3 protein-coding genes are annotated in these 12,636 nt (G+C 53.8%); all 3 read right to left on the reverse strand.

What is annotated here, in order from left to right; genetic code table 11:
* Positions 1-1,046: 1,046 nt before the first annotated feature.
* Complete coding sequence (locus J2I46_RS31305) at positions 1,047-9,698, reverse strand: T9SS type A sorting domain-containing protein (RefSeq protein ID WP_207333055.1); 8,652 nt, start codon at positions 9,696-9,698, stop codon at positions 1,047-1,049.
* Positions 9,699-10,130: 432 nt separating this feature from the next.
* Positions 10,131-10,865, reverse strand: coding sequence for a response regulator (locus J2I46_RS31310; protein ID WP_207333056.1), 735 nt, complete (start codon positions 10,863-10,865; stop codon positions 10,131-10,133).
* 6 nt (positions 10,866-10,871) lie between these two features.
* On the reverse strand, positions 10,872-12,602 hold the full coding sequence (locus J2I46_RS31315) for a sensor histidine kinase (protein WP_207333057.1): 1,731 nt from the start codon (positions 12,600-12,602) through the stop codon (positions 10,872-10,874).
* Between the last annotated feature and the right edge of the window lie 34 nt (positions 12,603-12,636).

Consider the following 12,636-nt stretch of genomic DNA (forward strand, 5'->3'; position numbering starts at 1 on the left):
TCTACCGCAAAAAAGGGTCAACTTGCTCACCCTAAGCCAACTAAGCCAAAATTCTTCACGCATAAACATCGAAATCCCAGACAGGACCCCGCCACGCACTACCGGTCAAATACAATTGTAATGCCATTTCCCGGTGATATATGACAGACTGGTTACATCGGGGGCTAACCGTTCCCTAACTGCTTCAGTAGTGACCGGCTTGAAAAGGGGGCAAACGGGCTCCAGAACGAAGGCTTCAGCCTACTTGGCCAGCTTGTCCGTGGCCGAAGGATCGCTCTTCGCCTTTAAGGATCGATGTCACCCATGGGCCGAGACAGGGTTACTACAAGTCCGGGGTGGCTACTCGTTATAACTTAGCCAGGAAGAGGGCTTTACGTCCCCTCAAAAAGGGCTTCTCGCCCTCTTACCGGGCCCATTTTAGCCCTGACTGCTCGGTACTGCTTCCCCTCTTCCCCAAGGTCAGCGCTGTATCTTCCCGTTTTCTCACCGCAAAAAAGGGTCATCTTGCTCATCCACAGGCAGATGGCCCAAAATTCTTCGCTCACTCAGGGCCAAATCGCAGACAGGACCCCGCCACGCACTACCGGTCAAATACAATTGTAATTCAATTTCCCGGTGATATATGATGGACCGGTTACATAGGGGGTTGACCGTTGGCTCACCCATTCAGTGGTGACCGGTCAGAGAACAGGCCAATATGGTCTTGTCAGGAGTTCTGTAGCTAGCTTAGCCGGGGCATTGACGGCCTTACGGAGAGCCTGCCCCTGGCCTGCCCGATGTAACCACAGGCCCGGACCGGCGTTATTACAACTTCCTCCGGAAAGGACCTTGCCGGAGGAAGAGTTCCCAAGGGTTCCTACAGCTGCCCGGCGCTTAGTATCTTAAAGGCATTCATCCAACGGGCGTATAAGTCTACGTGGCCTTGCCTGCTCCAGGATGGCGGAGCAGGCAAGGATTTTTCGTCCCTAAAACCGGACTGGTTCAGCTTGTTCAGCATGAAGCTCTGAGTAGGTTTTTCAACGAGCCAGTCCAGGAGAGAAGGCTGCTTACAGCTTGATTAGCTTTCTGATCTGGCTTTGATCGGTAGTACTTGCCCGTAGTAGCAACATGCCCGTCGACAGGTTGCTAATATCCAGGGGTTCGGTGTGCTCCGATGTAGTTACCTCAAGGTGGCGCTCCCAGACCGTTCGGCCTTTCATATCGATCAGTTGTAGCTGAACCGATTGCCTGGCTGCCCCGCGAATCATCACCCAGGCCCGGTCACTGGTAACAGGGTTAGGATATATCTCGATCAGAAACGGGGTAACTACTGGTTCAACAGCCAGGATAATTGGCGAGGGGGTTACCGTAAGCACGAAGGCCTGGGAGGTGACCCTGCCGCAATCACCACTTACGGTACATACGTAGGTGCCGCTCTGGCTGGCCGTTACGCCCGTCAGGTTGAGTACACTGGTGGAAGCCCCCTGTAGCGCAACCCCGTCCTTTGTCCACCGGTAGGTCAGATTGGTGCCCGTGGCCGATAGCGGCACGCTGATTGAAGTCCCGGCGGTAACGACTGAACCGCTAGCGGGCTGCGCCGTAATCTGGGTAAGTTGCAAACAAAATTGCGACCAACTGACCTGCTTGCCACCGGTTCCAGAAACGCCGAACCGGTCTTTAACAGTGGATGCCTGCGCGGTAAATACATACAACCCGTTTCCGGTAGTGATTGCCGAAAGGTCTACGTTGAACGAGGCTGAATCGAGCGGAGTGATGACGACCGCTGAGTTGATGATATTGGGGCCACCTTGTAAGGAAAGGGTCAGATCCTCGTAGGTGAAGGTCAGTGGGTCAATCCGCTTGTTGAAGTACACTTTTAAATTTTTCACCTGCGTTGACGAGGCCTGAGTGGGAGTGCCGACGATGCTATCAATTTTGGGCCCATTGACATCCTTTAGTTTCCAGACAACCGTATAGGTTGCTGAGGCTGTGGTGGCAAAATTGTCAACGAGGTGAAATTTGTTTTCATAAACGGGCGATCGTAGCACGGGTAAGCTAACAAAGGTTAACCAGGCGTTAGTCAGGGGGATCACCTGACCATCACTGCGGGTTACGCTGGCCAGTTCGTAGAGCTTGTTGCCAGGATCGGGTAGCTTGATGTAGTTGAACCCGGCTTCGGATGGCGTTATCGTTAACGTATTGGTAAACCTGGGGCCTGACACGGGAGTGTTGAAACTGCCACTGGCGGCCGCACTAACTTTGGCGGTCCTGTTCCCCTGCGAGAAATAAATAACATCCGGGACGTCATTGACGTCAAACACATCGTTGACCAGGAAGTCATTGATACTATCCTCCAGCGGGCCGTACAGCCGGATACTCTTTGTCAGCTCGTGAAGCTTAACGCCCTGCACCAGGCTTAAGTTTTTATTGCCAAAACTACTGGTGTGGACAATCTTGGCATCGTAGCTGACAAACTTCCCAAGCAGTGAGCTGGTGAAGTACCACTGTCCAATTTTGGTTGTCAAGGGTTCGATGGTGCCAAAGTTGATATTGGTCAGGCCCAATTGGACTGGTTTGCCCTGGAGATTTGACCCAATCAGGCTAAAATCAACGGCCAACCCCTTCTCATTATCTACGATTTTGGGCTGGGCCGACGAAATAGTCATCTCGCGGGCGGGTCCATATCCTTGATTTTCAACCATCACGGCCAGCTCGGCGGGTACCGAGGGTTCGACCTCTTGAGTCGTCAGGGCATCATCTCCCAAAATATTTCGCTCCATAAAATAATGAAGCGTCAGGTTGGGACTGGGGTTGACCGTAATGGGAACAGGAGTCAGCGGCAAGGTAACCGTCGCTCCCGCGTAGGGATCCCAGTAGGTAACAGAACCGCCGAATGTATACACCGTTGGCGTCTGCGGGGCGGCGTTTAACTGCGGAATAAAGAGGAATTTGACTAGGCCTTTTTGCCCGGCGTTGATACCCGACAGGCTGGCCGGATTTTGGGGCTGGATCTCAAACAGGCCGTTGCTGGGGGTTCCCTTCTGGTCGGTGATCTGAATGTTGACCGAGATTGTTTTCATGGCGTCCGTGGGGTGGCCGTTGACAATTTCCAGCGTACCCTCAAAAGCTTCCCGGGTCATGGTCAGTTGCTGGCTAAACTGAACGGTTACCGAGGCGCAAACGCCCTTTTTTTCACCATCAATGATTTCATTGAGTCCACTGATTGCCCTTCTGTGCATATCATCAATGGATTTAAACCCTTTCTTAACTGAATAATTGTGCGCTTGAATGAAGGCAGCTACGTAGGTTCTAACTTGATTCCAGTTGATAATACTAGGATAAGCTGCATTAGGGGCAAGCACATTGTTCGCCTTAGCTTCCAGAGAAGTATTCCAGCGGATAAAGAATGCCGAGAGCTCAGAGGGCGCCATGTCATATCCGGCCATCTTCTCGATGATATCACGTTGATTACTGGCAAAAATGGGTACCTGACTGTCTAGGTAAGGAAGAACAAGAGGCATTAAAACAGGCCAACTTCCCTTATCAAGCAAGTCCCCAAACAACTCTGTCATCCAGTTTCTCATCCCGCTATATCCATCTGCCACAGCCTGTAAATTATCAGCAGTTTCCCTAAGAACCGCATTGGGTAATCCATTGGCTTGTATTCTTCCGCCACCGGCTATTGCACCGGCGCAGGTCCGTATTGCCATGACTATTTGTAAGGCACAGAAAATCTGTTGCGCTACGGGAAGCCCTTTTAGAAGGTTTTTAGGATGACTCCATAGACCACCATAACCTATTTGTATTGCATTTGAGCCTAAGCAGCCTACTGCTTCCTTTCCGAAAGGATCCACATTGCCGTCGATCGCTAGACCACCAAAACATATGGCTGCTTGAGCTTCACCCAACGCTAGTTGGACCAAAGGGCCACCTGGAATACAGCTTAGTATCGCCTGTGCTATATCTGAAAGACAGGCCACGCAGCTTTTCTTCTCCAGCTTAAACGGTACTGGCTTAGCCGATCCGCCAATAGTGCCTACGCCCGATGCATAGCAGTCGGAACAAGTAAATGCAGCACAAGTGCGACCAGCGTACGTGAAGGAAGCGCCAATCGGTACTTCTACTTCGAAGGGACCACACTTAAAGTGAAATTTCCCCCCGGCAAGACCTGTACAGGGTCCATCGGCAGCTTCAGCGCTTAGCCGGCCACCACCCGGTCCGCTTCGCCTGCGCATGAGGACCGGAATTTGGATGCTCTGTTTGGCCAGCAGATCACCCGGGATATAATTGGTTATGAATTCGTATTCCGTATCAGCGGCGGGCAGATTCAAGGTCACCTCCTTGGCCGTAATGAGCCCGTGGTTGGTGAGGGTGACCATAAATTGATACTCCTGCCCCGCCGAGAGTTGAGGCATTGTTTTGGGCATCTCAATGGTGACCACCGGCATGGGCACATTCGTCTCAAAGGTGGCCTCAAGCGTAGTCTCATATTGGTCCTGTACGGTCGTGGGCACCACAACCCAATTAAAGGTGATGGCCTGATAATTCAGAAAAGCGGTTGCCTCGGTGGTGGCTCCAGGGTTAATCTCCAGCACATCGGTGTAGGGTAGATGTTTCTCTTTTTCAACCGTAATGCGATGCTTCCCTTCCGGGATGTTGGCACCAGCAAAAAGACCTTCTTCGCTGGTGTACCCTTGCGCATAAACCTCACCGGTGAAGTAGTTGGCAATTTTAACCAGCGCATCCTTTACCTTCGGACCATTCCCATTATTGGTATTATACGTGAATTGATCAGTGGCTATGATCCTGGCGGTCCCTGTCGCTTCAGATACTTTTTGGAAAGTGAAGGGCAGGGAGAATGAATTACCATTCGCTGAATTGATGCCAATGTTCCCGGTTATAGGACTGTTAACAGGAACCTCACCCAGGGCACTAAATTTTAGAACAGCGACAGCTGTATCTCCCGGCGCCAGTGAGGGTAACGTTTTGGGAGTCACGTTGGTCAGCCAGTTCACATCAGGCAGATTGATTGTAATAGTACCCGTAGCCGCTTTGCCTATGTTCGTCAATTTAACTTCGATCCGGCGCTCGCCCGAGCTCTGCGAAACGTTAGCCTGAATGCGCACTATATCTGCGACGACATGAGCACTGGCCGCCTGGCAGTAGTAATAGGCGTTTACCTTCTGGATAATGCCCTCGCTAGATGTTGCCTGGAGAGTGGCTTCGACATAATTGTTTCCGCTGGTCAGCGCAGAGCCGCTGACCGTGTACCCAATCGTAGCTGTCGTGTTACCGGCTAAGGTGGTTAATACCGTGAATTGAACACTAGCCCCTGTAGGCAGGGTGACAGGTGCCAGCGTAAAATTGCTCAGGCTCTTACCACTCAGGTTTTCCACGGGCAGAGAACCGCTCAGGGGCTGGTTCAGGGTCGCTGTAAACAGAACGTTATTTCCCCTGTTAATTCGAACCCCGAGAATATCAAATCCGTCCTGCTCGCTCGTTTGGTTCAATCCCGGGAAACAAGCTCCGACGATGTAGTGGCCCGCCTCGCTGGGCAAGGGCACAAACGGTACCGAGAAATTCCCGGCGGCATCCGTAGTGTCAGAAAACGTCCTTCGGATGCCGCTCGTAATAACATACACCTCAACCGGAACATTGGCCGCCGTTGACCCATTAGTTCTTGTCGCCCTACCCGTGATGGGAACGCTCGTCCCTTTTAGAACATACAGCGGAGCTACCGTAGCCGTGGCCGTGTAGGCCGCTTCAAGCGTGATATTGACCGGTTGAGAGACATTGTTGGTCAGAAGCAATTCCCCTAGCGTAGCGTTCGGGTTTATCCAGAATAGCAACTTAAACACCCCCTGTTTGCCCGGAGCTTTCGCCGACTTAGAGAGGATTTTTGTTTGACCGGCCGGAATAGCTTCACCCAGTGTGTCTTCAGAAAGTTGTATGTCTGAGGCGTCAATGAGGTTATCGGCAGACAAATACCCCCGGACCAGTGTTCCGACCGGCGCAGTGGTGCCCCCGCTGTTTTTAATCGATACCTGATAGCTGATAGCGGCACCGGCCTGTACGGTATTACTGCTGAGTTGAACCAGCGGGATTTGCAGATCTGGCTGGTTCAGATCGGTAACGATCACGAATGTCGATCCCGGAGAGAGTCCAGCCGCAGTTGCCGTAAAATAGACGGTCTGATTGCCATCGGTTATTCCATCATCGATTGTTGTGATGGCGACGTCGACGAAGGCCTGCCCAGCGGGTATGACAATGGTTGCGGGCAGGGTAGCCTCCGTTAGATCGGACGAGGTAAGCGTTACGGACAGTGCGTTTGTAGTAGGCCCGTTACGGGTGATGCGGAGCGATCCTGCATTGGCCAATCCTTCCCGCAGCGTCTGCTGGCTTGTCGATAGCGTTAGCGATGGGCCGTCATCATCGTTTACGATAAGCGTTGCCGACACCGAACCCGATGAGGTCGTCGGCGCATTACAACCGCATGAGGCGACAAATAAAGAAGCGGTAACTGTCACTAACCGCTGGCCATCCAGCGCTGAATTATTCACTGCGCCAATGGTAAATGTTTTCTCCTTTTCACCTTCAGCCAACGAAATGGAAGCTGGTAACAAAAGCGTATTGGGCAGACTAGCCGACAGGTTGGCCGTAAAGGCAATGGAACTACTAGATGAGGTTCGTCGCAGTACAGCTTGCGTGGCATTTGCACCAGCCGATTCGGAAATGTTCGTCGCCAGGATAACCAGCTCCAGATTGGGTAAATCATCATCGTTTACCAGGATTCTACCGGTAGCCGGGTTGTAATCTGAAGCGCCTGCCGTAATGGTAACGGCTAGATCAATTTCGGGAATGTTGTTCTGGGCCAGCGTAACCGACACATCCGTGGAAAGAGCACCCGCAGCAATGGTGACAGACGCCGGAAGGGGAAAACGCGTAGGGTTACTGGATTGAAGGAATACGGCTAATGGACTAGTCAAGGTGAGATTGGTGGCTACCTTGAAGCTTACCGTCTGGCCCTCGGTGGCAGTGGGCGGCAGATTGATAATGGAAAGAGTGGGTAAAACGGCCATCACACTTCGTTGAACAGGAGTCGCTGAGCTATACACCCTGTCGCCGGGTTGTCGGGCCTCGATAACGACTATACCAGCCGCCGTAAACGTTAGGGCATTGCCGCTCAGGGTGGCCGGACCCGATATCACGCTAAAGCTAACGGGCAGGCCAGAGCTGGCCGTGGCCGTCAGACTAACTGGAGCCCTGCCCACTACCTGGGTAGGCATAAGAATGAAGCTAATGCTCTGACTACGCTTCGAGACAGAGAACGTCCGCTGCAACTGCGCCGGTTTGAAGAATTCGTTTCCGGGCTGGTAAGCCGTAACTGTTACCTGGCCAGCTCCGCCGGGGAAGGTAATCCTGTTTCCTGTCAGGAGGGCTACACCAGTGCCGGGTTGGGTAGTAATCGAAAAGCTTACCGGCAGCGTAGAGGTGGCCGTGGCCGTGAGCACCAGCGTATCATCGACGAACTTAGCCGGAATCTCACTGAAACTGATCGTTTGGTCTACCTGAATTACCTGCTCAATCCACGGCGTAAAGAGTACCCTATCAGATACTTTATTGCCTTTGCCGTTCGGGTTGAGCGTTGGGTGCAAAGGCCCTGTTGAGGCACCCCAATAGGTGCTTCTGGCATCAATGATTTCACTGCCACCGTTGTTGATGCCGTAGTCGGTATTGCTGTAAATTTTGTTGTTCTGCAGCCAGGGCTTCCCCGTATTATTATAAATACCCGTTAGATTTCCGAAGACATTAGAGGCAGTGATTGTCAAGGAACTGGCATTGGTCCGAATCCCGATTGCCTCGCTGTTACTGATTGTAGACCTGGCAATACGAACGCCATCCGTATTTATCTCGACGGCCTTGCCGTAGAAGAAGGTGTCACCCATCCGGTCGATGGAGACGTACTCCAATACCGAGGCCGAGCTGCCTGCGTTGAAGAAGATAGCCCCGCCATGGGTAGAGTTAACGTCTCTGGCCTTGCCCCGGATGTAGATCGAATCGGCGGCCGTGCCCTGGGCCAGCAGCGTGCCGTTGATGTTGAAGTTAGCACCAAAGGTGGGCACCTCGATCAAGACACCTGGGGCAATGGTCAGCTTGTACTCTTTGGGCACGGTTAAACTCCCCAGCAACTGGTAAAACGAGCCCGCGTAGCCCAAGTTAGGCAAGCTGGCGTCTTTGTCGACCTCACTGCCGTCCAGGGTAACGACGGCCTTAAGACGGGCGAAGTTCTTGGCTCCCCCGGCCCAGGACTCCACATCGTAGCGCTCACTGTTGCGGATGGTGGTGTTACGGATGATTGGTTTCTCGCCGGTGGCAATCGAGACGGCCTTGCCATAGAAGAAGGTGTCACCCATCCGGTCGATGGAGACGTACTCCAATACTGAGGCCGAGCTGCCTGCGTTAAAGAAGATAGCCCCGCCATGGGTAGAGTTAACGTCTTTGGCCTTGCCCCGGATGTAGATCGAATCGGCGGCCGTGCCCTGGGCCAGCAGCGCGCCGTTGACAAAGATGTCCGTGTTAAAGTCGGGCACCTCGATCATCACCCCAGGGGCAATGGTCAGCTTGTACTCTTTGGGCACGGTCACATCCCCCAGTAGCCGGTAGAACGAGGTGGCGTAACCCATGTTAGGCAGGGCGGCATCACTGTCAAGGCTACTGCTAATTATATTGACGACGGCCCTGACCCGGGTAAAGCTACTGACTCCCCCGGCCCAGGACTCCACGTCGTAGCGCTCACTGTTGCGGACGGTGGTGTTACGGATGACTGGTTTCTCGCCGGTGGCAATCGAGACGGCCTTGCCATAGAAGAAGGTGTCACCCATCCGGTCGATGGAGACGTACTCCAATACCGAGGCCGAGCTGCCTGCGTTGAAGAAGATAGCCCCGCCATGGGTAGAGTTAACGTCTCTGGCCTTGCCCCGGATGTAGATCGAATCGGCGGCCGTGCCCTGGGCCAGCAGCGTGCCGTTGATGTTGAAGTTAGCACCAAAGGTGGGCACCTCGATCAAGACACCTGGGGCAATGGTCAGCTTGTACTCTTTGGGCACGGTTAAACTCCCCAGCAACTGGTAAAACGAGCCCGCGTAGCCCAAGTTAGGCAAGCTGGCGTCTTTGTCGACCTCACTGCCGTCCAGGGTAACGACGGCCTTAAGACGGGCGAAGTTCTTGGCTCCCCCGGCCCAGGACTCCACATCGTAGCGCTCACTGTTGCGGATGGTGGTGTTACGGATGATTGGTTTCTCGCCGGTGGCAATCGAGACGGCCTTGCCATAGAAGAAGGTGTCACCCATCCGGTCGATGGAGACGTACTCCAATACTGAGGCCGAGCTGCCTGCGTTAAAGAAGATAGCCCCGCCATGGGTAGAGTTAACGTCTTTGGCCTTGCCCCGGATGTAGATCGAATCGGCGGCCGTGCCCTGGGCCAGCAGCGCGCCGTTGACAAAGATGTCCGTGTTAAAGTCGGGCACCTCGACCACCACCCCAGGCTGAATCACCAGCGTCTGACCAGTTGGCACGGTTACATCCCCACTAAGTACGTAGGGGCTTTGTGCTTTTGTCCAGGTGCCTGAGACAGATCCGCTTATTGATGTCTGGGCCAAGCCGCCACAGAAGGTTACCAGCACTAAAAGGAGCGCTAAACCAAATACATGTTTGATCATGATAATTAGTGCATTAAGCGCTTGCCGAGAAACTTGATCTACCCGAAAACCAGCTTTATACATAAAACTGGTACGCCTTCTATGCCGCTTGCAATTTGGCTAGCCGTAAACTAAAACTGACTGACTTGCGTCAGGACGTTCCTAGTCTACGATCAGGCGAAACTACTGCCACTGAACCACTGACTTTCAGGTAATTAATATCTATCGACAAGCTATAAGGTGTGGAAACTACTATGTGCAAGCAACTACATATTTGCCGAAAATCAAATGCTAATGGTCAGTAAATGTGGCTAACTCAATGGTAGTTACCTGGCTCATCCGAATGCAGGTTGTCCTGAGCCAGTAGTGCCTGACTAAACATGTAAACTCAACTCCTTGAGCAGAGGCTGAGACCAGCAGGCCACAGCAATAAAGACTACCCATTGTTTTCTGCTAACGGCTGCGAACGACGGTCAGTTGTCTGAGCAAACTGGATCGGTTCCCTTCCGAAATGGCCAGTTGAACCCGGTGATTCAATAAAACCTGGTCGGCCTCTACCCGGGAAACATGATCCAGGTTGATCAGCAGCGATCGGGACAGGCGAAAGAAATTGGGGGATACAAAGTATTGTGCCAAATGACCCAGGTGCATGGCTAGTAGGTAAGGCTTGGGTTCATTGAGCATAAACACATTGACGTACGATCCACTGGCCTGCAGGTAAAGTACATCCTCCTTCCTGATTTGCTGGTGCGCTTTGCCCACGGGTAAATACAGCGTGCTGGCCGTGAAGGCGCTGGTCAGGCTCCGTTCTTTGAATTGGTTCAGGTAGGCCAGTTCCACTTGAAATGCCAGTTCGTTCTGCCGGAAGGGCTTTAGCAGGTAGGCGGCCGGATCCGTTTGCTTGGCGCGTTGAAACATCGTTTGCTCCGAGTTAGCCGTCAGGTAGATCAGCGGCATCCAGTAGTGTTTCAAAAGCTCTCCGGCAATGGTTATGCCGTCCGCCGCTGAACCGGCCAGGTGAATATCGATAATGGCCAGATCGGGTGTCTGCTGCTGAATAGAGGCTACCGCTTCGGGGTAGCTGCAGACAATAGCCGTGATGCGATGGCCCGCCTTCTCCAGGGCTTCCTTGATATCAGTCGCCGTTAAGAAGTTATCCTCGAGCAGTAAAATAGCGAGTGAATCCATAAGTACTCAGAGAGGAAAAGTTAGGGTGAAGCAAGCCCCGTTGTGATTGATGAACCGGTAGTGGCCCCTGAGCTGCCGGGCCTGCGTTTGAATCAGCCGCATCCCGAAGCTATTGCTGGAGCCTGGATCTGAACCGGGCAGGGAAAAGCCAGGGCCGTTGTCTTCTACCAGCAGAGTAATATTCCCCGGGTGACACTGACAAGTCAACCGGTAGGCAGGCGCTGACTGACTGGGGAAGGCGTACTTGCAGGCGTTGGTGGTCAACTCGTTGATCAATAGGCCCAGGGCCAGGGCCTGATCGGCCGACACGGTGAGTGGTTCCAGTTCGTAGCGGGGCTGTAGGTGCCCGTAACCGTAGGTTTGCAGCACCGTCTGGACAACCTCCTGAAGGAAATCCGGCAGCTCTACCCGGACCAGTTTATCGCCCTCGTAAAGCCTACGGTGCAAAATGGCCATAGACTCCACGCGCAGCTGGCTTTCCTGGATGGCCTTTTGAGCGGCCGCATCGGTAAGCCGGTTGGCCTGCAAACTGAGCAGACTGGAGACGACCTGCAAATTATTTTTGACCCGGTGATTCTGTTCGTTGACCAGCTGGGCATTGACCAGGCTCAGGCGTCGCTTCTGGCGAAATAACCAGAACAGGACGGCGCTCATCCCCACCATGCCTACCAGCAGTGTCGAGGTGGCCAGGATGACGCGCTGCTGACTCTGGCTGTTTTGCCGCTGAAGGGCCAACTGGGTCTGCTGAGCTTTCAGCTGCAGTTCCTTTTTTTCGGTCTGATATTCCAGATGCAGCCGGGAGATGGCTCCTTGGCGATCTGCCACCATATCACGCTTCTCCCACTGGTGGAGCTGCTGCTGGTGGAGGGCCACCTGTTTCCAGTTCTTTGTGGCGCGGTAAAAATCAATCAAGGCGTACTCGATAGCCGATTGGTAGTAATAGACGTTGGGATGATCCTTCTGGATCAGTCGCCGGGCCTGCTCAATGAGAGCCCAGGCCTGGCTCGCCTGCCCGAAGCTGGCATGGGCGGAAGCCAGGCTGAGCATCATCGGTAGCCGATCGCCCTGCTTTTGCCGGGTAGCAATCCTGAGAGCAGCTTTGAAGTAACCAATAGAGCGGGGATCATGGCGGGCCAGTAGCTGCTGGGCAATATCCAGCTTGACGTGGGCGATCTCCATGGGATCATTGAGCTGGTAGGCCAGCGCATGCACCCGGCGAAGATAAAACAGGGCACTGTCGGCGTTACTGGCGGGCCAGCTAAGGGGAGCATTGGCCTCACTGGCCCAGTTGCGGGCGTGGAGCCGGGCCAGTAGGGCGCAGGAGCGGATCATGGCCCTGTTGGACCGGCTGAGCCTGGCTATACCCAAGGCCTTATAGGCGTGGAGAAACGACTCGGGGCCCTGCCCCTGGGTGTAAGCCAGATCAGCCAGCCGGACGTGAAGCCGGGCCAGCTCGTAGGAATTCCCCCGGGGTTCCAGCACGCGCAGCGCCTTGATAAACCAGCGGTGGGCATTCAAATAATCGCCCGCCGCCGCGTAGAGCTTGCCGTACTCGTAGTAGCCCTCGGCCACCAGCATCGGGTTTTTCTGGGTCACTCCCTGCCGGTAGAGTCGCCGGGCCAGTTGGATCTTGTGGGGTTGCAGTGCCAGCGGAGCCGGAGACTGGGCCAGGGTCATCAGCCCCCAGCAGCTACTCAGCAGCAGCAGGCAGAGACGTAGATAAATAAATGAGGGCATAAGCCGCAAGGATAGCCGGGTGGATGGTGGCCCC

It is taken from the genome of Fibrella forsythiae, assembly GCF_017353175.1.
Lineage (GTDB): Bacteria > Bacteroidota > Bacteroidia > Cytophagales > Spirosomataceae > Fibrella > Fibrella forsythiae.